This is a genomic window from uncultured Tateyamaria sp. (assembly GCF_947504105.1).
Lineage (GTDB): Bacteria > Pseudomonadota > Alphaproteobacteria > Rhodobacterales > Rhodobacteraceae > Tateyamaria.
Genome location: NZ_CANNGP010000004.1, coordinates 1 through 24130, shown reverse-complemented (window position 1 = coordinate 24130; position 24130 = coordinate 1). Strand labels below are relative to the sequence as shown.

Annotated in this window: 25 protein-coding genes and 1 pseudogene; 12 read left to right on the top strand and 14 right to left on the bottom strand. The window is 60.5% G+C overall.

The genetic code is table 11. From position 1 onward, the window contains the following. The first annotated feature begins 39 nt into the window (after nt 1-39). The 3 genes from Q1A75_RS03810 to Q1A75_RS03800 all read left to right on the top strand — a co-directional run bounded on the left by Q1A75_RS03810 (nt 40) and on the right by Q1A75_RS03800 (nt 3722). A complete protein-coding gene (locus Q1A75_RS03810; protein ID WP_299549166.1) occupies nt 40-2400 on the top strand; it encodes a xanthine dehydrogenase family protein molybdopterin-binding subunit in 2361 nt (786 codons plus the stop codon). 93 nt (nt 2401-2493) lie between these two features. Next, complete coding sequence (locus Q1A75_RS03805) at nt 2494-3285, top strand: xanthine dehydrogenase family protein subunit M (protein ID WP_299549164.1); 792 nt, start codon at nt 2494-2496, stop codon at nt 3283-3285. A 35-nt stretch (nt 3286-3320) separates the two neighbouring features. After that, nucleotides 3321-3722: a hypothetical protein gene (locus Q1A75_RS03800; protein ID WP_299549162.1), complete on the top strand. Its 402-nt coding sequence runs from the start codon at nt 3321-3323 to the stop codon at nt 3720-3722. Here Q1A75_RS03800 and Q1A75_RS03795 read toward each other — a convergent pair. Continuing rightward, nucleotides 3719-4423, bottom strand: coding sequence for an SDR family oxidoreductase (locus Q1A75_RS03795; protein ID WP_299549592.1), 705 nt, complete (start codon nt 4421-4423; stop codon nt 3719-3721). The two genes, Q1A75_RS03800 and Q1A75_RS03795, sit on opposite strands and share 4 nt — an antisense overlap. 222 nt (nt 4424-4645) lie before the next feature. Between Q1A75_RS03795 and Q1A75_RS03790 the strand changes: the two genes are divergently transcribed. Next, entirely contained in the window at nt 4646-5014 is a 369-nt protein-coding gene (locus Q1A75_RS03790; RefSeq protein WP_299549160.1) for a phasin family protein, read from the top strand. A gap of 100 nt (nt 5015-5114) precedes the next feature. Here Q1A75_RS03790 and infC read toward each other — a convergent pair whose 3' ends face one another. Further along, nucleotides 5115-5663, bottom strand: a complete 549-nt coding sequence (gene infC, locus Q1A75_RS03785; RefSeq protein WP_366142174.1) for a translation initiation factor IF-3 — start codon at nt 5661-5663, stop codon at nt 5115-5117. A gap of 201 nt (nt 5664-5864) precedes the next feature. Here infC and Q1A75_RS03780 point away from each other — a divergent pair, with 201 nt between their 5' ends. Both Q1A75_RS03780 and Q1A75_RS03775 read left to right on the top strand, forming a co-directional pair. Then, entirely contained in the window at nt 5865-6659 is a 795-nt protein-coding gene (locus tag Q1A75_RS03780; RefSeq protein ID WP_299549156.1) for a translation initiation factor 3, read from the top strand. A gap of 116 nt (nt 6660-6775) precedes the next feature. After that, complete coding sequence (locus Q1A75_RS03775) at nt 6776-7624, top strand: aminoglycoside phosphotransferase family protein (protein WP_299549154.1); 849 nt, start codon at nt 6776-6778, stop codon at nt 7622-7624. Between the two features lie 19 nt (nt 7625-7643). On the opposite strand, the gene Q1A75_RS03770 is transcribed toward Q1A75_RS03775, so the two are convergent. From Q1A75_RS03770 to cysG, 6 genes are all read right to left on the bottom strand, one after another. Continuing rightward, entirely contained in the window at nt 7644-8495 is an 852-nt protein-coding gene (locus Q1A75_RS03770; RefSeq protein WP_299549152.1) for a ferredoxin--NADP reductase, read from the bottom strand. Between the two features lie 110 nt (nt 8496-8605). Next, nucleotides 8606-9016, bottom strand: coding sequence for a DUF934 domain-containing protein (locus tag Q1A75_RS03765; RefSeq protein WP_299549150.1), 411 nt, complete (start codon nt 9014-9016; stop codon nt 8606-8608). Then, a complete protein-coding gene (locus Q1A75_RS03760; protein WP_299549589.1) occupies nt 9013-9711 on the bottom strand; it encodes a phosphoadenylyl-sulfate reductase in 699 nt (232 codons plus the stop codon). Before Q1A75_RS03760 ends, Q1A75_RS03765 begins: the two co-directional genes overlap by 4 nt. Before the next feature lie 66 nt (nt 9712-9777). Next, a complete protein-coding gene (locus Q1A75_RS03755) occupies nt 9778-11442 on the bottom strand; it encodes a nitrite/sulfite reductase (RefSeq protein ID WP_299549148.1) in 1665 nt (554 codons plus the stop codon). Continuing rightward, complete coding sequence (locus Q1A75_RS03750; protein WP_299549146.1) at nt 11442-11741, bottom strand: DUF2849 domain-containing protein; 300 nt, start codon at nt 11739-11741, stop codon at nt 11442-11444. Before Q1A75_RS03750 ends, Q1A75_RS03755 begins: the two co-directional genes overlap by 1 nt. Further along, the gene (gene cysG, locus Q1A75_RS03745) at nt 11741-13144 is read right to left on the bottom strand and encodes a siroheme synthase CysG (protein WP_299549144.1); all 1404 of its coding nucleotides are present in this window, start codon (nt 13142-13144) and stop codon (nt 11741-11743) included. Before cysG ends, Q1A75_RS03750 begins: the two co-directional genes overlap by 1 nt. Nucleotides 13145-13284: 140 nt before the next feature. Between cysG and Q1A75_RS03740 the strand changes: the two genes are divergently transcribed. Continuing rightward, nucleotides 13285-13752, top strand: coding sequence for an Lrp/AsnC family transcriptional regulator (locus Q1A75_RS03740; protein WP_299549142.1), 468 nt, complete (start codon nt 13285-13287; stop codon nt 13750-13752). 245 nt (nt 13753-13997) lie between these two features. Here the strand turns inward: Q1A75_RS03740 and Q1A75_RS03735 are convergent, their stop codons facing one another. Then, nucleotides 13998-15164: a cytochrome P450 gene (locus Q1A75_RS03735; protein ID WP_299549140.1), complete on the bottom strand. Its 1167-nt coding sequence runs from the start codon at nt 15162-15164 to the stop codon at nt 13998-14000. Nucleotides 15165-15229: 65 nt separating this feature from the next. On the opposite strand from Q1A75_RS03735, the gene Q1A75_RS03730 reads away from it, so the two are divergent. From Q1A75_RS03730 to Q1A75_RS03710, 5 genes are all read left to right on the top strand, one after another. Further along, on the top strand, nt 15230-16963 hold the full coding sequence (locus Q1A75_RS03730; protein ID WP_299549139.1) for an ATP-binding protein: 1734 nt from the start codon (nt 15230-15232) through the stop codon (nt 16961-16963). Beyond that, nucleotides 16960-18189 carry a sigma-54 dependent transcriptional regulator gene (locus tag Q1A75_RS03725; protein ID WP_299549137.1) on the top strand — a complete coding sequence of 410 codons (1230 nt, stop codon included), beginning with the start codon at nt 16960-16962 and terminating at the stop codon, nt 18187-18189. Before Q1A75_RS03730 ends, Q1A75_RS03725 begins: the two co-directional genes overlap by 4 nt. Before the next feature lie 243 nt (nt 18190-18432). After that, the gene (locus tag Q1A75_RS03720; protein WP_299206436.1) at nt 18433-19431 is read left to right on the top strand and encodes a DctP family TRAP transporter solute-binding subunit; all 999 of its coding nucleotides are present in this window, start codon (nt 18433-18435) and stop codon (nt 19429-19431) included. Between the two features lie 77 nt (nt 19432-19508). Continuing rightward, on the top strand, nt 19509-20198 hold the full coding sequence (locus Q1A75_RS03715) for a TRAP transporter small permease (protein WP_299549133.1): 690 nt from the start codon (nt 19509-19511) through the stop codon (nt 20196-20198). 4 nt (nt 20199-20202) lie between these two features. Then, nucleotides 20203-21741, top strand: a complete 1539-nt coding sequence (locus Q1A75_RS03710) for a TRAP transporter large permease (RefSeq protein ID WP_299549130.1) — start codon at nt 20203-20205, stop codon at nt 21739-21741. A 471-nt stretch (nt 21742-22212) separates the two neighbouring features. Here Q1A75_RS03710 and Q1A75_RS03705 read toward each other — a convergent pair whose 3' ends face one another. The 5 genes and pseudogenes from Q1A75_RS03705 to Q1A75_RS03685 form a co-directional block, all read right to left on the bottom strand. Beyond that, nucleotides 22213-22545, bottom strand: coding sequence for a hypothetical protein (locus tag Q1A75_RS03705; RefSeq protein ID WP_299549127.1), 333 nt, complete (start codon nt 22543-22545; stop codon nt 22213-22215). A 50-nt stretch (nt 22546-22595) separates the two neighbouring features. Continuing rightward, nucleotides 22596-22880: a helix-turn-helix domain-containing protein gene (locus tag Q1A75_RS03700; RefSeq protein WP_299549124.1), complete on the bottom strand. Its 285-nt coding sequence runs from the start codon at nt 22878-22880 to the stop codon at nt 22596-22598. Further along, the gene (locus Q1A75_RS03695; RefSeq protein ID WP_299549121.1) at nt 22877-23227 is read right to left on the bottom strand and encodes a type II toxin-antitoxin system RelE/ParE family toxin; all 351 of its coding nucleotides are present in this window, start codon (nt 23225-23227) and stop codon (nt 22877-22879) included. The genes Q1A75_RS03700 and Q1A75_RS03695 overlap by 4 nt, the downstream gene beginning before the upstream one ends. A 125-nt stretch (nt 23228-23352) precedes the next feature. After that, the gene (locus Q1A75_RS03690; RefSeq protein WP_299549118.1) at nt 23353-24063 is read right to left on the bottom strand and encodes a DUF3560 domain-containing protein; all 711 of its coding nucleotides are present in this window, start codon (nt 24061-24063) and stop codon (nt 23353-23355) included. Next, nucleotides 24056-24130 (bottom strand): annotated as a pseudogene (locus tag Q1A75_RS03685) (transposase); the annotation flags it as partial. The pseudogene Q1A75_RS03685 and the gene Q1A75_RS03690, both read right to left, overlap by 8 nt.

Genomic DNA, 24130 nt, shown 5'->3' with positions numbered 1-24130 from the left:
GCGGGGAGGCGCGCCACGCCAACAGGGAGGAATAATAACATGCCAAAAGACGGAGGCATCGGTGCCAGCAGCAAGCGGCGCGAGGACGTGCGGTTCCTGACAGGGGCCGGAAACTACACCGACGACATCAACATCCGTGGCCAGGCCTATGTGCATTTCTTGCGCTCGGACATCGCCCACGGGACGATCAAAAGCATTGATACCGGCGCCGCTGCGGCCATGCCCGGCGTTGTGCGCATCTTCACCGGTTCGGATTTCGAAGGGGTGGGGGGCATGCCCTGCGGCTGGCAGGTCACGGACAAGCACGGCCAGCCCATGCAGGAACCGGCCCACCCGATCCTGGCCCAAGGCAAGGTCCGGCACGTGGGCGAACCTGTAGCAGCGGTTGTGGCCGACACCCTCGAACAGGCGCGTGATGCTGCCGAGGCCATCGCACTGGACATTGATGAACTGCCCGCCGTGGTGGACATGAAAGCTGCCCTTGCGGACGGATCCACCAAGGTGCATGACGATCTCAACGACAACCTCTGCTACGACTGGGGCTTTGTGGAAGAGAACAAGGACGCCGTGAACAAAGCGTTCGAAAACGCGGCACATGTGACCTCGCTCGAACTGGTCAACAATCGCCTTGTTGCCAACCCGATGGAGCCGCGCGTGGCGTTGGGTGATTATGCCCGCGGCACTGACGACAGCACGCTTTATACGACATCGCAGAACCCGCACGTGATCCGGCTGCTCATGGGCGCATTCGTCCTCGGCATCCCCGAGCACAAACTACGCGTTGTGGCCCCGGATGTGGGCGGCGGTTTCGGCACCAAGATTTTCCACTACCAGGAAGAAGCGTTCTGTACGTTCGCGGCCAAAGCCTGCAACCGTCCGGTCAAGTGGACGTCGTCGCGCAGCGAGGCATTTATCTCGGACGCCCATGGGCGTGACCACGTGACCAAGATCGAATTGGCACTGGACGCAGACAACAACTTTACCGCGCTGCGCACGGAAACCCATGCCAATATGGGCGCGTATCTGTCGACCTTCGCGCCGTCGATCCCGACATGGCTGCACGGCACGCTGATGGCCGGGAACTACAAAACCCCGCTGATTTACGTGAACGTCAAGGCGGTCTTCACCAACACTGTGCCCGTCGATGCCTATCGCGGTGCAGGGCGTCCCGAGGCGACTTTCCAGTTGGAACGCGTCGTGGACAAGGCCGCGCGGGAGTTGGGCGTTGATCCTATCGCGCTGCGCCGCCAGAACTTCATCACCGAGTTCCCCTATGCCACACCGGTCGCTGTCGAATACGACACCGGCGACTATCACGGCACCATGGACAAGCTCGAAGAGATGGGCGACTTCGCCGGGTTCGCGGCCCGCCGTGCGGAAAGCGAGAAAAACGGCAAACTGCGCGGGCTTGGGGTCAACTGCTACATTGAGGCCTGCGGCATCGCGCCATCGAACCTTGTGGGGCAATTGGGCGCGCGTGCGGGTTTGTATGAAAGCGCCACGGTGCGCGTGAACGCCACGGGCGGTCTGGTTGTGATGACCGGCTCGCACAGCCACGGGCAGGGGCACGAGACGTCCTTTGCCCAAGTGGTGGCCGAGATGATCGGTATCGACGAAAACATGGTCGAGATCGTGCATGGTGACACGGCCAACACGCCGATGGGCATGGGCACCTATGGCTCGCGTTCAATCGCAGTGGGTGGTTCGGCCATGGTGCGCGCGACGGAAAAGATCATCAACAAGGCCAAGAAGATCGCGTCCCACCTTCTGGAAGCGTCCGAGGCCGACATTGAGTTGAAGGACGGCGCTTTCTCTGTTGCGGGGACCGACAAGTCGGTCGCCTGGGGGGATGTAACCCTCGCGGCCTATGTGCCGCACAACTACCCGCTTGAGGACATCGAGCCGGGACTTGAGGAAACGGCCTTCTACGACCCGGCGAATTTCACATATCCATCAGGGGCTTATGCTTGTGAAGTTGAAGTAGACCCGGACACAGGAAAGGTGACAATCGAACGGTTTGCGGCGGCTGACGACTTCGGCAACATCATCAACCCAATGATCGTGACCGGTCAGGTCCATGGCGGGATTGCGCAAGGGATCGGGCAGGCGCTGCTTGAAAACTGCGCCTATGACGAAAACGGCCAGCTGCTGAGTGCGTCCTACATGGACTACGCCATGCCGCGCGCCGATGATCTGCCGATGTTCGATGTGGATCATTCCAGCCAGACACCCTGCACCCACAACCCCCTTGGGGTGAAGGGCTGCGGCGAGGCAGGGGCCATTGGGTCTCCTCCTGCGGTGGTGAACGCGGTGGTGGATGCGCTGCAATCGGCAGGCAAGGATGTGATGCATGTCGACATGCCCCTGTCGCCGGATCGTGTCTGGGCGGCGATGCAATAGGTGAAATGGGCAGGACCGGGGGCCAGCCCCCGGACCCCCGGAGTTTACTTGGCAAGATGAAGATGAGCGTTTTGCCGACAGAAAGGACCGAAGATGTACAACTTTGATGTCGTGAAACCGACCCGGATCGCGGATGCGGTCAAGGAGCTTTCGGACAGCACCGAAAGTCAGCCCTTGGGTGGCGGACAGACCCTGATCCCGACCCTGAAGCAACGCTTGGCAAGCCCGGACAAGCTGGTGAGCCTGTCAGCCATCGACGAGATGCAGGGCGTCTGCAAGGGCGATGATGGATCAATCTGCATTGGCGGCGCGACCAATCACGCAACGGTTGCCGCAGAGGCAGGCGATTATCCCGCATTGGCGGCGACCGCCGCGCATATCGGGGACCCGGCAGTGCGCAATCGCGGCACCATTGGCGGGTCTTTGGCCAATAATGACCCGTCAGCCTGCTACCCTGCAGCAGCGCTCGCCTCTGGCGCCACGATCAAGACCAACACGCGCGAGATCGCGGCAGACGATTATTTCCAGGGCATGTTTGCGACCGCACTGGACGAGGGAGAGATCATCACCGAGGTCAGGTTCCCCGTTCCAGAAAGGGCAAACTATCAGAAGTTCCTGCAACCTGCGTCGCGCTTTGCGCTCGTTGGGGTGTTCGTGGCGAAGTATGCCGACGGCGTCCGCGTTGCGATCACGGGGGCCAGCAATGACGGCGTTTTCCGCTGGACCGAGGCCGAGGCGGCACTGTCGTCGAACTTCTCGGCGGCTGCCCTCGACGGATTGAGCCTGCCTGATGGCGATATGATTAGCGATCTGCACGGAACGGGTGAGTATCGCGCGCATCTTTGCGCTGTGATGACCAAGCGGGCCGTTGCTGCAGCGGCGTGAGCCGCGCCTTTGATCATGTATGTAAGGGCTGCCTCATGGCGGCCCTTTTGCATTTTCCCGGCAACCCGCGTGCTGAGGATGTACAATATCAGCGCGCGAATATTGTTGGGTGCGCCAAGGCGGTGAACAGCCTTGGGGACACGCTGCGCGCGCCTATGCAATCCCACTGTCTCGCGCTTGCTATCGCGAAGTGCGAAGGGCCCGACAGCGGGCCAGCCCAATCGTGTTTTGATGACCTGACACTGACCATGCAGCGCTATGCGGAACAGCTTGAACCTCTGTTGGAAATCGAAGTGCCGCGAGATGCGTCAGACACCTTGTGCGCGGCCCGCTACAGCGTAGATACGAACCGCGCGCGTTGCACCCTGGTGGCTGAGTTCGGCCATCTGCGCGCGCTTTTCAATATTGCAAACGCCGCTGGCGTCACGCTTCCCTAGATCGAGCCCGCTTCAACCATGAAATTGTTGGCCGTGCACATCGCGCTGTCGTCCGACGCCAGCCACAGAACCATCCGCGCCACATATACTGGGTCGATCAGGTCGGGCAGGCATTGCCGCGCGCGGTGCGCTTCCAAAGCCTCGGGCGTGGCCCAAAGCTCTTTCTGGCGGTCAGTCATGATCCAACCGGGCACGACCGTGTTGACCCGAATGCGGTGATCGCCCAGATCGCGGGCCATGGTGCGGGTCAGCCCATGCACTGCGGCCTTGGCTGTCGTATAGGCGGGGAAGCCGCCACAGGCTTCCCACCACGAGTTGGAACCAAGGTTGATGATGGACCCACCCCCAGCCTCGATCATGCCGGGGGCCACGGCCTGGATGGCGAAAAACATGTGGCGCAGGTTCGTCTGCATCCGTTCGTCCCAGTATTCCGGGGTCACGTCCTGCCAGTTGTGCCGATCGTCGCGGGCCGCGTTGTTGACCAGCACTGAGAAGGGTCCGTTCTGGTTGGCCAGCTTCGCGATCGCCTCCTGCGTGGCAGCAATGTCGCGCAGATCGCACAGCGCATGGGGGGCACCGGTCGCGTCGGTCACCTGGGCCGATGCGTCTGCATCCCGGTCCAGAAACGCGACCTCGGCGCCTTGCTCGGCAAAGGCCTCGACCGTCAACCGCCCGATACCTGATGCGCCGCCGGTGACCAGAACGGTGGTGTCTTGAAGACTGGGGTAGCGGGCAAAATCTGGCGTGGGTCACCTCTTGTTCCGGGATGCCACGTTGTCTTGCCTCGATCCGGTGACGTCAAGTCACGGTCTTTTGCACAATGTGTCAGCAACGGACCGCTGGAAGGGGCATTGCTTGCGCAGGATCAAGGAAGATTGGTGGCAATCATGTTACGCTGCTCCCGGCAGCGGAGGAGACACACAATGGCCAAATCACCACAGTCCAAAGGTCCCATATCCAACCAACACGACACAGTCGGCGCTATGAGCAACGTTCAGGCGGTGGGCTTGGGAACGCTGAACTGGTTCGGGGCGTCCACCATCGAACGGATGAGCGACATGGGGGCCGAGTGGATGACATTCGTCGCCGAACGTGTGCGCGAGGATGTGGCCCTGCAACACTCGATTTTGCATGCCAAGACTCCGGATGAGTTGCAAAACGCACAGATGGCGTTCTTACAAAAGGCGATGGACCAATATGCAGCGGAAACGGGCAAGATGATCGAACTCAGCTCGAAACTGTTCGAGACGTCCGAGGATGACGAAGGTCCCAGCGATAACGTAAACGTCTGAGCGTATAGCGGCCTACGGCTTGGAATGGCGGTCTACAGGGGCGAAATTGAAAGGGCGCTGCTTCTGCAACGCCCTTTTATCGTTCGGATGGTATCCCGCGTCACTTCTGCGGAAGCGGACCGATCATCATGACCATCTGGCGGCCTTCCATTCTTGGGAAGTTTTCCACCTTGCCGATTTCCTTGGTGTCCTCGGCCACCCGTTCCAGCAACTCGCGGCCCAGATTCTGGTGTGCCATCTCGCGACCGCGAAAGCGCAAGGTGACCTTCACCTTGTCCCCGTTCTCCAGGAACTTGAAGACATTGCGCATCTTCACATCGTAATCATTTGTGTCTGTATTGGGCCGGAATTTGACCTCTTTGACTTCGATGATTTTCTGCTTCTTGCGGGCCTCGGCTTCGCGCTTTTGCGTCTCGTACTTGAACTTGCCGAAATCCATGATCTTGCACACGGGCGGGCTGGCGTTGGGCGAGATTTCGACAAGGTCCAGCCCGACATCCTCGGCCATATCCATGGCGCGGGCGGGCGTTACAACACCGACGTTTTCTCCGTCGGCGCCGATCAGGCGGATTTCAGATGCACGAATCTTGTCGTTGACGCGCGGGCCGGTGTCGCGTTGCGGCGGCGCGTTGTGAGGTCTGCGAGCGATGGTGGTCGTCCTTTGATCGTTCCAAAAATGTGAGGCCAGAACGTAGCCTTTGGCCTGGTTTTCTTCAACCCACAGAATCGGCCATACTGTGCCGAAAACTGCGAATTTCCCCCTTGCACCTTTTCTTAAGCCTGCGCATCTGACACCCGGAACCAAAGACAGGGTCACTATGTTGACCGCTGTGCAAAAAAGGAGTGGGTGATGAGGAATTTAATTTGGATTATCGTGGCGGTCGTGATCGCGGGTGGGGCGTATCTGCTGTACTCGGGCCAGACCCCTCAGGATGTGGCAACGCAAGCAGCGGATGCCGTGAATGCGCCTGAGGCGCTTGAAAGTGCAAGCGACGCCGTCGGTGACGTGGCCGAGGCGACGGAAAACGCTGTGGAAGAGGCCGTGGATGCAGCAACAGACGCGGGCGAAGCGGTGGCAGAAGGTGCAGAGGCTGCGGCCGATGCAGCAACCGACACCGCCACACAAGCGGCGGAAGGCGCAGCAGACGTGGCGGCAGACGCTGTCGAGGGTGTTCAAAGCCTGGCCGAGGATACAGCTGATGCGGCATCCGAAGCGGTGGATGCGGCAACCGAAACCGCAACTGATGCAACGGACGCTGCAACCGATGCAGCGACAGACGCTGTCGAAGGTGCAACAGGCACAGTCGATGCGACAACGGATGCGACAGAGACGGCAACGGATACTACAACCGATTCTGCAGATGCTGCGACCGAAGCGGTGGAAGACGCCGCAACCGAAGCAACTGACACTGCAACCGAAACCACAGGCGAAGCCGCGACAGATGTGGCCACAGATGGCGGCGTCGCTGACCTGCTGACCGTCGATGGCTTCGAGTTCGACAAGGTCGCCGAGATTATCGACAACTCCGAAGTACTGAGCGTCGTGCAGAAAACAACGCTCAAAGCCGGGATCGAACAGGCGCAAAACAATCCCGAAGTGCTGGAAGGCCTTCTGGACCAGCTGAAACAGGCGATGGGTCTCTGATCCAAGCTGCCAGCAAACGGTGATATGGCCGCGTCCCACCCCTTGGGGCGCGGCCTTTTTCTGGCCCACCTGATCGGGCATTGGACATGTCGAAGCAGGAACAATACCCATGCGACATGCAACCTGACACCAGCTTACTGACCGCCTTCCAAATCACACAGGCGCAACACCTGGCGGACACGCCCATTGCCTCGCTCTGGCGGGTCAAACGTGCGGACGGCACCACAGCCTGCTTGAAGTGCTACACAGATGACGATCTGCGGGACGAGGCCCCGGGGTTCGACTTGCTCAACGCCTTGGACGGGCAGGGTGCGGCGCGCGTCTTTGAGAGGAACGGGGCGGCCATTCTGATGGAATGGTTGGACGGCCCGTCGCTGGGTGACATGGTGCGTCAGGGTGACGATGCGCAGGCAACTAAAATCCTCGGTGATGTCGCACAGCAATTGCACCAAAGCCGGATAGATCCGCCGCCCAGCCTTGATCCGTTGCCGCATAGGTTCGAGGCGCTCTTTGCCGTGAGCTTCACCCCGGATTGTCCTTCTAGTGTGCGGGCAACGGTGCAGGCCGCGCGCCAACTGGCGCAGCCGCTGCTAACCAATCAAACGAATATCCGCCCGTTGCACGGTGACCTGCACCACGACAACGTGCGGGGCAGCGACCGCGGCTTTCTGGCCTTTGACGCCAAGGGTGTGTTGGGTGAGGCGACATACGAACTCGCAAACGCGTTCCGAAACCCGCTTGGATCGGATGCGATTTTTTCTGACCCGGCCGTGATCCTGCGCCGGGCGGTGCAGTGGTCCGCCGCGCTAAATGTCTCGCAAACCCATCTGCTGTCATGGGCCGCTGCTTACGGCGCCCTGTCGCTCAGCTGGACCCACAAAGGCGTGTTCGGCCCCGCAGTGTCCAAAGACATGACGCTGATCGATACGTTCCTGACCCTGATTGCACAGGATCAGGATAGCTGATGCAAAGGGTGCACTTGCGTCAGTCGAGGAACGCTTTTTCAACGACGTAATGCGCCGGCTTGGAATTGGCGCCTTCTTCCAGCCCATACTCCTCGAACATCTCTTTCAGTTCGAGGTTGAAGGCCAGATTGCCGCAAATCATCGCGCGATCGCTTTCAGGGTTCAGCGGTTCCACGCCCAGATCCTTGAAGGCTTCACCGGATTTCATCAGGTCGGTGATGCGGCCCATCTTGGGGCTCTCTTCGCGGGTGGTGGTGGGGTAGTACTTGATCTTCTTCCAGAACCCTTCGCCAATGACCTCGTTCAACAACTCATCGTGCTTTAGGCTCTCGATCAGGTCGCGGCCATAGGTCAGCTCGCCCACCTCGCGGCAGGTGTGGGTGATGATGACCTCGTCATAATCCTCATAGGTCTGCGGCTCGCGCAGCAGGCTCGCGAAAGGCGCAAAGCCGGTGCCGGTGGCAAAGAACCAGATACGCTTGCCGGGCAGCAAGGCGTCATGCACCAGTGTGCCCACGGGCTTGGGGCGCAGGATGATTTCGTCGCCCGGCTGGATGTGCTGCAGCTTCGAGGTCAGCGGGCCGTCCTGTACCTTGATGGAATAGAATTCCAGTTCCTCGTCCCAGGATGGCGACGCGATGGAGTAGGCTCGCAACAGCGGCTTCTGTTTGCCGGTCTCGGGGTGCGGATCACCCATCAAGCCGATCATCACGAACTCACCCGAGCGGAAGCGCAAGGATGCGGGGCGCGTGCACCGGAAGCGGAACAGGCGATCGGTGTAATGCTCGATCTCTGTCACCGTCTGGGCGTCGGGCAGGGTGGGGGTTGCCTTGACGGCGGTTGTCTCGTTCACGGGTGTTTGCTCGGTCATGTATATGTCAACGCGGGTTTACACCCGCGCCTCTCTATTTGGGAAGAATTTTGTAGCTGGGTAAGTGCGCGAAAGGTCGCGCGCCTTGATCTGGGTCAGATGACGGGGCTTTAGTGGTTGGACGCACCGCGCAGCCGGGCCTGATAATCATGGGCTTGCCAGTCGCTGCGGAACTGCCATTGGTCCTCGGGCTGACGGGCGGCCAGTGCCTGGCTGATCTCAACCTCGTCAAAGCCCGACCGGCGCGCCATGGCGTATTGGTCCGAAATCACGTGCCCCTTGGCGCGCAAACGGCCCTGATAGCCGCGCAGGCGCAGCATCCGGGCAATGGTGAACCCACGCCCATCGGCAAAGCTGGGGAAGTCCACGCGGATGATATCCGCATTCAAGGGGATGTTTTCGGGGTCTGCGTCGCTTGGCACATCAAGCGCCGCGGCATCATTCGCAGCCTCGCCCAGCGGGGCATAGCCACCGTCCCACGTGTCGGGCCCAAAGCCCTGGTCTGTCACTACGATCGTCATGTCGGTGCTCCAGTTCTCACCAATTTTCCATCGACGAAGTGGATGCCACATTCGTCCTTGTCCTGATCCCGCCAGCGCCCGGCGCGCGGGTCCTCCCCTTTGGCCACCGGTGACGTGCAGGGTGCACAGCCGATGCTGGGATATCCCTTGGCCACCAGCGGATGCCGGGGCAGGCGGTTTTCTTCCATGTAGTCGCGCACGTCCTCCGGCGCCCAGCGGGCCAGCGGATTGACCTTGATACGACCCGTGTCCACTTCGGCTTCAAAGAACTCAAGGTTGGCGCGCGTACCTGATTGATAGCGTTTCCGACCGGTCATCCAGCCGCCATATGGCGCCAGCATCTTTTGCAGCGGGACGGTCTTGCGCAAGCTGCAGCAGGCATCGGTATCGCGCTGGTGCAGCGTGCCATCGGGGTCATATGCACGGATGTCATCTGCTCGGATCACGGTCACATTCTCCAGCCGCAGCCGCTCGGCCACGTCCTGCTGATAGACCAGCGTTTCGGCAAACAGCATCTCGGTGTCGATAAAGATCACCGGCACGTCCCGCTTCACCATTGCCGCCAGATGCAGCAGCACCACCGACTCCGCCCCGAAGCTCGACACCAGCGCCAGATCAGGCACGACCTCGAACGCGGCGCGCAGTACGTCCGTTGCCCCGTGATGGGTCAGTTGCGCATTCAGCGCGCTGACCATCGCGGCGGCGTCCGGGCGGGCGGGCCCTTCGGGGAGAGTTTTCTTGGCAAGATGAAGCATGGGATATTATTCCGCTGCCACCTTGGTTTCGGGATAGAGAGCGGCCTTGAAGGGTGTGAGGCCGGTGCGACGGTAGGTGTCGATGAACTCCTCGGTCTCGTCGGTGCGCAGGTCGAGATATGTGTCCACGATCCGCTCGACCGCTGGCACAACGTCATCAGCCGAGAAACCGGGGCCGACGCGATCGCCAACCTTGGCCTGTTCGGTATGATCGCCACCCAGCGTGATCTGGTAGTTCTCTACACCTGCACGGTCGAGACCCAGAATGCCGATATGGCCCACATGGTGGTGGCCACAGGCGTTGATGCAGCCCGAGATCTTGATTTTCAGCGCGCCGATCTCGTGCTCGCGTTTCAGATCGTCAAAGGCGGTTGCAATCTCTTGCGCAATCGGTATCGAGCGGGCGGTGGCCAGCGCGCAATAATCCATGCCGGGGCAGGCGATGATGTCGCTGATCAGACCGATATTGGCAGTGGCGAGGCCAGCTTCTTTCAGCCGCGCGTGGATCGCGGGCAGGTCGGACACATGCACATGCGGCAGGATCACGTTTTGCTCGTGGCTGACGCGCAGCTCGTCATGGGCGAACTCTTCGGCAAGGTCCGCCATCAGGCGCATTTGGTCAGCCGTGGCGTCGCCGGGGGTATCGCCATGTTTCTTCAGCGAAATCGACACGATCTTGTACCCATCCGCCTTGTGCGCCGTCAGGTTCATATCTGCCCATGACCGGAACACGGGATCGTTGTGATAGGCGTCTTTGAATGGTGCCTCCGACTTTGCAACGAACGCAGGCGCCGCGAAATGCTCTTCAATCTCGCGCAGCATCTGCACGTCCACGCCCGAGAACGTCTTGCGCGTCTCTTCGAACCGTTCGTCCACAAGGCGGCGTATTTCATCAATGCCATGTTCATGCACAGTGATCTTGATCCGCGCCTTGTACTTGTTGTCGCGGCGGCCGATCTGGTTCCAGACGGACACAATGGCTTCAAGATATGGCAGAAGATCAGCTTCGGGAAGGAAGTCATTGATAACTTTGCCAATCATCGGGGTCCGGCCCAGACCGCCGCCCACGATAATTTCGTAGCCGCGCGCACCGTCACGCTCGACCATGCGGATGCCGATGTCGTGTGCTTTGGTCACGGCACGGTCATTGGGCGACCCGGTGATGGCGATCTTGAACTTGCGCGGCATGAACTGAAACTCAGGGTGATCTGTGGACCACTGACGCATCAGCTCGGCCACGGGGCGCGGGTCGGCAATCTCGTCCGCCGCAGCGCCTGCGAAATGGTCCGCCGTCACGTTGCGGATTGTGTTGCCAGAAGTCTGGATGGCGTGCATGCCCACCTCGGCCAGCGCGTCCAGCATGTCGGGCACGTCCTTCAGCTCGGGCCAGTTGTATTGAATGTTCTGGCGCGTGGTGAAGTGGCCATAGCCCTTGTCCCAACGCTCCCCGATCTCGGCCAGCTTGCGCATCTTGGCGCTGTTGAGCGTGCCATAGGGGATCGCGACGCGCAGCATATAGGCGTGCAGTTGCAGATAGAGGCCGTTCATCAAGCGCAGCGGCTTGAACTCATCTTCGGTCAGTGCACCCGAGACGCGGCGTTCCACCTGCCCACGGAACTGGCGGTTGCGCTCGGCCAGAAAGGCGGTGTCGAATTCGGAATAGCTATACATCAGGACAGCTCCACTTGCTTGCCATGGGCGTAGTTGCTGGGGCCTGTGGCCCGGAAGGTTTCGCGGAAATGCGTGGGAACAGGCACACCGTCCTCAACCGCCACATCGGCCAGGTAAGCACCTACAACCTCGTCGACTTGCTGCGACGCTTCGATCAGGCGCAAGTCGGCATCAGCCACATCGGTCAACACTTCGGCGTCTGACAAATTGCGGGTCCAGCCATCAGCCGTTTGGTAGATCACATCGCCTGCCAGCAAGTGGTTGGCGGTGACAACTTTGGGGGTGAACGCTTTGGGCATCAGTGTGCCTCCTGCATGTGGGGCATGGGGATCTCGGGGATGGCGGCGATGGCCGCACATGGGGCAAGGCCAATAAAGGTCAGGGCAGGGCCGCCCAGACCGGCCTCGGTGAGGGTCGGTTCCATCTCGGCCACCGTGGTGGAGAGGACCTGCTGATCGGCGCGGCTCGCGTTTTCCACGAAGGTCACGGGCGTTGCCGGATCAATGCCATGCATCATTAGGCGACCTTGAATGAAACGGGCCGATTTCTTGCCCATGTAGATGGCCGCCACCTCACCGGGGCGGGCCAACGCCTTCCAATCGTGATCGGCAAAGCCGCGGGTGTCGTGGCCGGTCAGGAACCGGACGGAGGAGTTGCGGCCCCGCTTGGTCAGCGACTGACCGATGGAAGCGACAGCAGCCGAGGCCGCCGTGATACCCGGTACGATGTGATAGTCCACACCGGCCTCGGTCACTGCATCCATTTCTTCGTCCAGACGACCAAAGACAGTGGCGTCACCGGATTTCAGGCGTACGACCTGCGCACCTTTCAGCCCATGTTTCACGATCAGATCGTTGATGGTCTCCTGTGGGGTCGAGGGGCCAAAGGCCTCTTTGCCCACGTCGATCATCGTGGCTTCGCGGCGCGCCAGTTCCAGGATTTCCTTTGAAATCAGGCGATCGTAGATCACCACGTCTGCCTCATCCAAGGCCTTTCGGGCTTTGAGGGTCAGCAGTTCCGGGTCACCGGGGCCAGCGCCGACAAAGGCGACATGGCCCTTGCGGGTGTCGCGCATCAGATGATCCGCCAGCAGACCATCAAGGGCGGGCTGCACGGCATCTTCGCCATCACTCATCGCCTTGGGCCCGCCATTGAAATAGTAGTCGCGCCAGAAGTCGCGGCGCGGGCGGCCAAAGGGCAGGACATCTGCTGCCTTGCGGAATGCCTTGCCAATGCGGGCAAGGGTGCCGAGGGACGTAGGCAAGCGCTCTTCCAGATCGGCCTTGATCGCACGGGCCAGAACCGGGGCGGCCCCTTCGGTGCCGATGGCCACGGTCACGGGGTCGCGGTCCACGATGGCGGGGGTGATGAACTGGCTGTCGGCCAGATTGTCCACGATATTGACCAGTGCGCCGTCTGCATGGGCGATGGCGGCGGTGCGCTTGTCTTCCGCCTCATCTTCGTCGGCGGCATAGAAGAGGGCTGCGCACATCGCATCGCCGGGCTCCATGGCGCGGTCGATCAGGCGCAATTTGCCGTCCTGGGCCCATGCCTTGATCTGGTTATCGGCGTCTGGCGCAAAGACGGTAATATGGGCCGCTGTCTTCATCAGGAGCCGCAGCTTGGCCAGCGCCGCATCGCCGCCGCCTGACAGCACGATCCGCCGTCCGGCGGTGTTCAGGAAGATGGGGAAATGGTTCATATCGGCCTCAATCCCGTAAAACTGACCTCCAATATAGGAAATTATCCCGGTTTTCTGCTAGACAGCGGCGCAGATAAGGATGATTGTTCTATCTCTGTGCAGGTGCAGAACATCTGTTTCCCGATTTGGAGCGCTTTGGAATGTCTGTTCGCATCGATGAGGTGGATCGCAAAATTCTGGCCGAGCTGCAGCGCGATGCCAGCCAGTCTCTGGACGATATTGCCAAGGCAGTGGGGTCTTCGAAGACCCCCGTTTGGAACCGGATTCGCAAGCTGCGCGAGGCGGGCGTGGTCGGTCAGCAGACCGTTGTGCTGGATGCAGAGGCGCTGGGGTTCGAGGCTTGTTTCTTTGTCCTGATCCGCACGTCTGAGCATGAGGCGGACTGGCAAGCCAAGTTCCTGCGTGCGCTTCAGGAGCGCCCGGAGGTGCAGGAGGCACACCGGCTGGCGGGCGACATCGATTATATATTGAAAGTGCGAGTGAAAAACGCACGTGCCTATGATGCGTTTTATCAGGCGCTGATTTCCGAGGTGCGGGTGCACAACGTCACGGCGCTCTTGTCGATGGAAGAGATCAAATCCACCACGATGCTCCCTTTGGAAACGTGATCCAGTCGCGCGTCGCTGCGTGCCTCAAAAATGTGCGCTACCGCGCATTTCATATTCTGCCAGTGGAGACGCGACGCTTTACCTTCGGTGATGTGGCGGTTGAAAGGTTTGGGAGTTTTGCTGAGAGGTCGCTTAAGGCGCTTTGCGTCTTAAGCGACCTGATCAAGTGTGATGTGAGTCGCACCCGCATCAAGGACAAGCCGCCTCTGGCGGTGGCCTCCGGCCATCCTTGACCCGGTCCCGACTCACGCTGCGACGATCAGCTGGTCCAGCTTGTGGAAGTGGTAGCTGTCTGCGTATTTCGGGGCTTCGGTAATGCGCAGATTTGGCATCGTTTCGAACAACATGGGCAGGGCGATTTGCATCTCGAGCCGCGCAAGCGGTGCCCCCACGCAGAAATGCAGTCCGCCGCCAAAGGCGACATGGGTGTTCTTGACCCGCGCTGGATTGAACTGCTCAGGCGCGTCGAACACGGCCGGGTCGCGGCCCGCTGCCCCGAGCATCAGGGCAATCTCGTCACCCGGGCCAAGGCTGTGACCACCCACTTCGATGGACTCATAGACGTGGCGTGTGAACATATGCAGCGGAGGGTCAAAACGCATGACCTCTTCCACCGTCCTGTCCACGCGGCCCGGGGCCAGTGCATCGGTCTGTCCGGTCTCAACCAGCGCCTTCACGGCGTTGCCCAAGCTATGCACCGTCGCCTCGTGCCCTGCGTTCAGTAGAAGGATGCACGTTCCGATCATCTCGTCGTGACTTAGCGTCTGACCGTCTTCCTCGGCCGCGATCAACTCGGTGATCAGATCATCGCGCGGGTCGTTCCGTCGCTCCTTGATATAGCTGCGCAGAAACGCAGAGAACTCCGCAGCAGCAGTATTCGCCGCATCCTCGATAGCCCGATCACGGCCCGCCTGATACATCGCCACCATCGCGGAAGACCACAGCAACAGGTCCGGGCCCATCTCCTCCGGCACACCCAGCAGGCGCGCAATTACGCGCACGGGCACAAGCTGGCAATAGGTGGGGATCACATCAAACGTACCCGCAGGCAAACTCGCCAGCACATCGGCGCAGACGGCGCGGATATCCCCCTCCAACCCCGCGATCCGGCGGGAGGTAAAGGCGTGCAGGACCAGACGCCGCAAGCGGGTATGCTCAGGCGGTTCCAACTCCAGCAGTGAATAGCGTTCCACCGCGTCGAAATCTGTCAGGTGGGCGGGGGCCGCCCCGCGCCCCGGCACAGCACGCCCCAGGCGGCGGTCCCGCAGCAGCGCGTGCACAGTGGCGTGGTCAAAGGCTGCATGCATCCCATAGTCCTGCCAGAACAGCACCGGGCCATCTGCTCGCGCACGGTCGTAAAAGGCATAGGGGTCTTGAACAAAGGCGGGGTCGTGCGGGGACTGGATCAACATGGGGCACATGTCTCAGGCGGGACGCGCCTTGGCAAGCCTTCACGCACGCGGATAATGTGGCCGTCATGGGAAACGGATACCTCAGACGGATCAGTGTGGTGCTGGGCTTTGTTGCGTTGGTTGCGGCGGCGGCAATGGGCGTGTGGCGCTACGGATATTTCCAGGCGCTTGACCAGCTGGCCCGGCAGGGACAATCGGACCTTGCGCTGGCTTCGGACCGGCTGACCGGACAGCTCCAGCGCTACCGTGAACTGGCTGTTCTGGTGGCCGATCACCCGCGTGTCAACGCGGCACTCGCCGGGGAAGATGTCAGTCAAGCCGAGGCGCTGTTCCTTGAAATCGCGGACAAAACGGCGGCACAGGACATCCGTCTGACCAATGCAGACGGCCTCGTGCTGGCCGCCGCGCGCCCCGATCAGCCTGGTCTCGACATCGCGCCCCTTGTGACCCGTGCGGCCCAAGGCGCGCTTGGCTGGGGCAACGGGCGCACGGCCCAAGGCACCCGCGTCTTTGCCTATGCCGCACCCGTATTTGATGCGCGATCCCGCATCACTGGCATCGTGGTTGTGACGGCGGACCTGGCCGGGATCGAATGGGATTGGGTCGGGTCGAACCCGGCGGTATTCTTCACGGATGCAAGGGACAGGGTGTTCATTACCAACCGTTCCGAAATCGTCTATTGGCAGCGCTCGGATGAGGGCCCCGGACTACAACCAGCCACCGGGCCCGCGCTGCCGTTCGACAGCTACGAATTGGGCCGGCACGAGGTCTGGCAACTGGGCTGGGGGCCGTATCTGCCGCAAAACGCCCTGCACCTTGTGCGGCCCTTGCCGGTGATCGGCATGACGGGCGAGGCGCTTGTCGACGTCGCTCCGGCACGCCGTCTTGCAACGCTGCAGGCCGCAGCGGTGGCCGGGCTGTGCCTTGCCTTCGGTGCGCTTCTGTTCCTTGCCACTGAACGCCGCCGCACCCTGGCCGAAGCGAACGCACAACTGGAACAACGGGTTGCCGAACGCACCGCCGCGCTGTCGGACACCAACACCCAGCTCCGGCGCGAGGCCGAGGAGCGGGAAGAGGCGCAAGCCGCCCTCGCACAGGCGCAGGCTGACCTTGTCCAGGCGGGCAAACTCAGTGCGCTGGGGCAAATGAGCGCGGGGCTCAGCCATGAACTCAACCAACCACTCATGGCGATCCAGACCTATGCAGACAACGCCCAAGCCTTCCTGCAGCGCGACAAACCCGACCGGGCCGAGGATAATCTGGGCCGCATCGCCGACATGGCCCGCCGCATGGGGCGCATCATCAAGAACCTGCGCGCCTTTGCCCGGCAAGAAAGCGAACCTGCGCTGCGCGTGGATCTTGTCGAAGTGGTGCAAAGCGCCGTCGAACTGACCACACCCCGCATAAGGAACGAGGATGTTACGCTTGTGGTCAACCTGCCCGATGCACCCGTCTGGGTTTCGGGGGGCGAGGTGCGGCTGGGTCAGGTGTTCGTCAACCTGATTTCGAATGCCGTTGATGCCATGGCCGGGCGCGACACACGCGCTCTGACCATCGACATCCAAAGCACATCAGTCATCATCTCCGACACTGGCCCCGGCATCGAAACGCCGGACCGGGTGTTCGACCCGTTCTATTCCACCAAAGAGGTCGGCGCATCCGAAGGGATGGGGCTCGGTCTCTCGATCTCGTACGGCATCGTGCAAAGCTTTGGGGGCGAAATCCATGGCGCAAATGGTCCGGACGGCGCCGTGTTCACGGTCGATCTGCAACCCTGGACGCAAGAGGTGGCCGCATGACCACTCGGGTGCTGCTTGTCGATGACGACGCCGCCGTGCGTGACGCGCTGGCCCAAACGTTGGAGCTTGCAGATCTTGAGCCGATCCCGGCGGGCTCTTTCGTGGTCGCCAAGGATCACATCACACGCGACTTTGACGGTGTGATCCTGTCGGACATCCGCATGCCGGGGCGTGACGGGTTCCACCTGTTGGCACATACGCGCAAGATCGACCCGGACCTGCCGGTGATCCTGCTGACGGGTGAAGGTGACATTCCGATGGCCGTGCAGGCGATGCGCGACGGTGCATTTGGCTTCCTCGAAAAACCCTGTGCACCCAATGAGTTGCTGGCCGTTCTTGAGCGCGCCGTGAAAACCCGCGCCTTGGTTCTGGAAAACCGCCGCCTGCGCCAACTGGTGGAAAGCGGCGACCCCGCTGCCCGTATGCTCTTTGGCGAAAGCGATCTTGCCAACGGCCTGCGCGACCGCGTCCGATTGCTGGCCCCTTTGGAAACCGAGGTGCTTGTGACCGGCGCGCCCGGCACAGGTATTTCAAAGGTGGCCGAGGTCATTCACCTCAGTTCTCTTCGGTCCAAGGCGCCTTTTGTCAAACGCGCTGCCGCCGATCTGCGCCCGAACGCTCTGGCCGAGGCGATGGACAAGGCCAAGGGCGGCAGCCTGTTTCTGGATGAAATCACCGGGCTTCCCCATGCCAGCCAGCTCGCCCTGCTCGAAGCACTTGAGGCGGGCGAAGGCCCGCGACTGATCGCAGGCAGCACGCGCAACCTTGGCACAGCCGTGGAAGAGGGGGCCTTGAACGCCGATCTCTACTACAAGATCGAGATGTTCCCGATCCGCATTCCGTCGCTGAGCGAACGTCCCGAGGACATCCCCATCCTGTTCCGCCACTATGTCGCCCAGGCGGCAGAGCAGGCGGGCCTGACCCCGCCGGAACTGGCCCCGGATCATATGGCCGCCCTGATGGCACAGGACTGGCCCGGCAACGCGCGATCGTTGATGAGTGCCGCCATGCGATTTGTGCTGGGCATGCCCGAGGACGCGTCCAAGGCCGTTGATCTCGGCTTGGCCGAACAGATGGCGCGGGTTGAGCGATCATTGCTCGTTGCGGCGCTTGGGCGACAGAATGGGCATGCCAGCGCGGCTGCCGAAACGCTGAGACTTCCGCGCAAGACCTTCTACGACAAGCTCAAGAAGTACGGGATTCGGCCCGAGGACTACCGGCGCTAACACTGTGTGGATTTCCACACAGTGTTGCATGGTGCAGTGCGAAATTCCGCACATACCATGGAGGCGCAACACTCAAACCACTTTCATTGTGTACTCCAGTGCTTTGAAAATAAACAAATAAGTAACTCAAAAAAGAAGTTAAGAACTTCCTTCTATGTACCCCACCGTACGCTCTGCTTTTATCGAAATCGCTGTCCCCGCGGGGACACTACCAAAAACACGATCTCTGGGAGGAGACAGACAATGAAATTCCTGACCGCCGCCGCTCTGGCATTGACCGTCAGCGCAGGCGCCGTGGCCGCTGCCTGTGACGATGGCGAAATCGTCATCAAGTTCAGCCACGTCACCAACACTGACAAACACCCCAAAGGCATCGCCGCCTCGCTGCTGCAAGAGCGCGTGAACGAGGAAATGAACGGCACCGCCTGTATGGAAGTGTTCCCGAACTCGACCCTCTACAACGACGACCAGGTGCTCGAAGCACTGCTGCAGGGCGACGTTCAGATGGCCGCGCCGTCGCTGTCGAAGTTCGAGCAGTTCACCAAGCAGTTCCGCATCTTCGACCTGCCGTTCATGTTCAAGGACATCGACGCCGTTGACGCATTCCAGGCCTCCGAAACTGGTCAGGCGATGAAGGAATCGATGACCCGCCGCGGTCTGCTAGGGCTGGCGTTCTGGCACAACGGCATGAAGCAGATGTCGGCCAACAAGCCGCTGATGACACCTGCGGATGCCAACGGCCTCAAGTTCCGCGTCCAGAACTCCGACGTGCTCAAGGCGCAGATGGCAGCCATCGGTGGCTCGCCCCAGCCCATGGCCTTTTCCGAAGTCTATGGCGCGCTGCAAACCGGCGTTGTGGACGGTCAGGAAAACACTTGGTCCAACATCTACGGCAAGAAGTTCTTTGAAGTGCAGGATGGGATCACCGAGACGAACCACGGCATCATCGACTACCTCGTCGTGACGTCCACGGATTTCTGGGACAGCATGCCCGACGACGCACGTGCCCAGCTGGCCACAATCGTCGAAGAGGTGACCACGACGCGCAACACGCAAGCCTTCGAAGTCAATGAAGAGGCCAAGCAGGCCATCATCGACGCCGGTGGTACTGTGCGCCAGCTGGACGCCGCACAGCGCGAAGCCTGGGTGTCCGTGATGAAACCCGTTTGGGACCAGTTCAAGGACGACGTGGGTCAGGACAATATCGACGCGGCGCAAGCCATCAACGCCGCGACCAACTAAAGGTCACGCGACGCGGCCCGGCGGGGACATCCGCCGGGCCCATCTTTTCTTGAAAATTTGGGGAAGGGGGCAGGACCATGGCAGGCGCTTATGATCCCGGCTCGGGCTTTGGCCGCTGGGTCAACGAAATCGAAGAAACGGCCATCGCGATCCTGCTGGCCTTGATGACACTCATCACCTTCATCAACGTGGTGCTGCGCTACGGCTACAACACCGGCCTGATCTGGGGCCTCGAGATGGTGACCTTCCTCTTTGCCTGGCTGGTCCTGTTCGGGGTCAGTTACGCGGTCAAGATCACCGCGAACCTTGGCGTTGACGCCGTCATCAACCTTTTCTCTGCTCCGGTCCGTCGTGTCATCGCATTGGTCGCCGGGGTCATCTGCATCGCCTACGCCTTTCTCGTTTTCAAAGGCGCGTGGGACTACTGGGCGAACTTCGCCAACCTGCCACAAACCACGGGCCGCTGGTTCCCCACGGGGTTCGAAGAGATGAAGCGTTCGTCCTATCGTGGTTGGTACGAGACGGTCGATATTCCGCATCCCGTCTGGCTGAAATGGATCGAACCGCTGATGAATGAGGGCGAAGCCTACGAGAAAATCCCGCGCTTCATTCCCTACGCCATTCTGCCTTTCGGCATGGGTCTGCTGCTGTTCCGTTTCGTGCAGGCGACGGTGCGGGTCTGGCGGGGACAAACCACCAGCCTGATTGTCAGCCACGAGGCCGAAGAGGCAATCGAAGACGTCAAACATCTGAACCGGGACGACTGAGACCATGGAAGTTGCAATTCTCTTTACCCTCGTCGTGGGGATGATGCTGATCGGCGTGCCGATTGCCGTGGCCCTTGGCATGTCGTCCATCGTGTTCCTGTTGGTGCTGAGTGACACCTCGCTCGCCTCAATTGCGCAGACGTTGTTTCAGGCGATGGCGGGGCACTACACGCTGCTCGCGATCCCTTTCTTCATCCTCGCCTCGACCTTCATGTCGACGGGCGGGGTGGCGAAACGGATTATCCGCTTTTCCATCGCCGTTGTGGGCCACTTCCCCGGTGGTCTGGCCATCGCGGGCGTGTTCGCCTGCATGATGTTCGCGGCCCTCTCCGGATCATCGCCGGCTACTGTTGTCGCCATCGGCTCTATCGTGATCGCGGGTATGCGGCAGGTGGGCTATTCCAAGGATTTTGCGGCGGGCGTTATCGCCAATGCGGGCACGCTGGGCATCCTGATCCCACCATCCATCGTGATGGTGGTCTATGCCTCGGCCACGGATGTGTCCGTGGGGCGGATGTTCCTTGCAGGCGTCATTCCGGGTCTGATGGCGGGCACCATGCTGATGGTCACGATCTATGCCATCGCCAAGATCAAGAACCTGCCCAAGGGCGACTGGCTGGGCTGGGGCGAAGTTGCCTCCTCTGCTGGTGCGGCGTCGGGCGGTCTGTTTCTGATCATCATTATTCTGGGCGGTATCTATGGCGGTATCTTTACCCCGACCGAGGCGGCGGCTGTGGCCGCGGTCTATTCCTTCCTGATCGCCAGTTTCATCTACCGCGACATGGGGCCGTTTTCGAAAGCTGCGCCGAGGGCGGGCAATTTCACTGGCATCACGCTGATGGGCGGGTTGGCGCTTGGGATCGTCATCTGGCTGGTGTCGGGAGGTCTGGATCTGACCACCTCTGTCCTGATTGGCTTTGCGCTGGCGGCCGTGGGCGCGGTGGCCGAGCGGATCGTGCGTGGGTTGGATTTGAACCCTGTCTCCATTGCCACTGACTTTGCCCGGATGCCGCTGGCGCTGGTGCACCGCGACACGAAGCACGCTTTTTTTGAAGCCGGTAAGCTGACCGTTACGTTGATGTTCATCATCGCAAATGCCTTGATCCTGAAGCATGTTCTAACGGACGAGCAGATCCCGCAGCAGATTGCCGGTGCGATGCTGGATGCGGGTTTTGGCCCTGTGGTGTTCCTTATCATCGTGAACGTGATCCTGCTGATTGGCGGTCAGTTCATGGAGCCATCCGGCCTGTTGGTCATCGTGGCACCGCTGGTGTTCCCCATCGCGATTGAGCTGGGGATCGACCCCATTCACCTGGGCATCATCATGGTGGTGAACATGGAGATCGGGATGATTACACCACCTGTGGGGCTGAACCTGTTTGTCACTTCAGGCGTGGCGGGGATGCCGATGATGCGGGTGGTGCGGGCGGCACTGCCGTTCCTGGCCGTGCTCTTCGTGTTCCTGATCATGGTGACCTATATCCCGGCCATTTCGATCTGGTTGCCGACCCTGATGATGGGGCCGGAGATTATCGTGCAGTGACGGAGCGCTGATCCAAAGGGCGCCTTGCGGCGACGCGATTCAGTGTTGGGAATGGGGGCTCTGCCCCCAAACTCCCGAGGTTATGCGTATTCCATTGCCTCTGTTTTATTCTCTGAGAAGATAGGGGCGGTCGGTTTCCTTGATGGCCATCGGGGAGGCTGGTGGCGGGCGGGGGCTCGGGGCGGAGGCCGCTTGTCGGCCGGAGCCTAGGGCGCGGTCCCCGATAGGGGAGGGGCCAGTATTGAATGCCTTTGCGCCTCGGCAAAAACGGAGGCTCAAAATGACATGGATCTGAAAAATAGAAACGGCCGCAGAAGTTACAGCTTCGGCGACCGTGTCGGTGTAATCGTTTTGTTCCGGTTACCCCTCCTTCATGACCCAAAAATTGAAACCCGTCAACTCTGCAGAGCAAGACAGCGGGCGGCTGTCCCCGTTGACTGGACGTTGCGCGCAACCTGTCAAGCTGCACGCCTAGGAGTAAGATATGTAGATCCGTCCCGCTCCTGAAGCGGCCCTGTCCATAGCCTGCATAGCTCGAAACAATTCTGGAAACACAAACTGTTCGGTCTTTGCGATTTGCTTTGTGACGGCCAAGAGTTGTGCGGCCTGATACGGCTTGGCAAAGCCTTCACCGTCTGGGAAGCCTTGCCAATCTTCGATATCGTCGTCGAACTTGAAAGCGCCGGATGCAATCATTCCGTCGATCACCGTCAGAAACGGGTGGTCGCTCCCCTCTCTAACGGTGGCAATTTCTGTTTTCTCGCCATCTTGCGACGCGCCCAGGTAGGTCAATCTGTAGTGCATAGACATTGCGTTTTCCTTCCTACTCCATTGTGCAAGACGGGACGTGCGAGCTATGCCCTGATGGCTTCGGCAACGACTTCCGGCTTCTGCTGAATGACCTTCAACAGAAGTGTAGCAGCCCGATCTGGGCGACGCCGGTTTTGTTCCCAATCGCGAATGGCGCTTTCGGCAAGTCCATAGCGTTCGGCAAACCCTGCTTGTGTCAGCCCTTGGGCTTTCCGAATTTCCGCCACATCGACGGCTTCGGGCACAAAGACGGCGGCAGGTTCTGCCTTGCCTTCCGCGATTTGCAATGCCTCTTGGGCGCTCTCGATCAGTTCTTTTCCAAAGCTCATGATTGATCCTTTCTCTTGCGATAAGCGTCTGCCAGTTTTGGCAAGATGCGGGCCAGTTCGTTGCGCTCTGCCTTCGTCAGATTGGCTTTGTCATTCTTTCCATAGATCGCCAGCATGAAAACCGGGATGTCACCACCGCCAAAGTAGTGAATGGTTCTGTAGCCACCGCTTTTACCCTGTCCCTGCCGCGCGTGACGCACCTTCCGCGCGCCACCGGTCTGCGGCATGATTGCCCCAGCCTCGGGGTCAAACGCGATAGCCGAAACGATACTTTGTAGCTCGTCATCGGTCAGGCCACATCGCTTTGCCTGCGTCAGAAACATGGATGTTGATACAACGGTTTGCATAGTCTCAATATACGGCAATGCCGTACCTTCTGCAAGCAATAAATACGGCGTTGCCGTATTTTCTTTCGGTTGTTTTGTGAGGATGGTCAATCCGCGCCCGATAGCACGAATTGACCTAAGCCGCTTTATTTATTCAGCGCCTTTAGCTGCCGCTCGACCTGTTGGCCTGCTAAGCGGGCCGCATTGGTCATCTGCCGTTGCCACGCGCCTTTGCTCGGTGCCCACTTGAAAGCATGGCTTTTCAGGATTGTGCGAACCTCCGGGGCGGGCTTCCCATCGAAGATGATTTGCAGCCGGTTTTCCTCGGTGTTCTCAACGATGGTGCAGCCTTCGAAAATCTCACGTTCGGTGGTTTCTGCCTCTGCCCCCCGTTCAAGCTGCGAGATGCGTTGCTCTGTGGCCTTGATCCGGGCGTTATTGTTGGTCAGCCTGAAACTTTCAAAGGCGACGACGCGGCCATACTTCGGAACCAGCATTTCGCGGGCAAGGGCTGCGCTGTAGTGCGGTGCGACGGCCTCTAAATCTGCGGAGTAAGCTGCAAACTGCTCGCCCTCGGTCTCATGCGTGACACCCTTCCTGTGCCACTTCCGCACAACCTTGTTGGCTCTCTTCATGTTGGTTTGAGACTGTTTCAGGTTTGCCAGCTTATCGCGCAGGAGGTCCAACGCGTCGGGGTCGTCACTGCTGATACCTCCGTTTCCGACACTGGCCGCACGGCTGCGCAATTCATCCGCCCGCTTTGACGCCTCTACACCTCGTTCCATAGCCGCATGGGACCGTTCGAGCGCGCGGCGGTGCCGCCCTTCGCTATGATGTCCGACAAGGATACCTGTCACCCATCTTCGTGATCTTGCCCAACCGTTCTTTGCCACCACTGGAATGGTTGCGTGGCGTGAGCCCCAA